This window comes from Pseudomonas sp. HY7a-MNA-CIBAN-0227, assembly GCF_040310325.1.
Lineage (GTDB): Bacteria > Pseudomonadota > Gammaproteobacteria > Pseudomonadales > Pseudomonadaceae > Aquipseudomonas.
The window spans coordinates 1-336 of sequence record NZ_JBEOPT010000060.1 but is presented as its reverse complement, the minus strand read 5'-3'; the positions used below and the strand labels follow the sequence as shown (position 1 = coordinate 336).

Here is a 336-nt window from a genome sequence, read left to right as displayed (position 1 = left end):
ATCTACTGTTGACCCTGACTGACCCCAGTCGTCCAGTCATAACCAATGACCCGATTCAAGACGTACTCAATGACAATAACGCCATTACTACGACTGCAGTAGTTACACCGATTGTAGAAACCAGTAGTGTAGCTGTTGCCCCAGTTAGAACAACGGCAACCAGCACGACTGTGATTAATAACCAAGTGCCGACGGATACGATGATCGTGCGAGTTAATCCGCTATTAAATCCACAGCTTGCTGCTTCTCAAGTTAGTAAGCAATATAGCTATGATGGTTTGACGGCTGTGAATTTTTCGGCAGCAAATAACGGCGGCGGTAATGTCAGTGTTGCGC

1 protein-coding gene is annotated in these 336 nt (G+C 46.4%); it reads left to right on the top strand.

Going from position 1 to position 336, the window contains the following annotated elements:
* On the top strand, positions 1-336 hold a 336-nt coding region (locus tag AAEZ06_RS26960), incomplete at both ends, for a hypothetical protein (protein WP_350617124.1).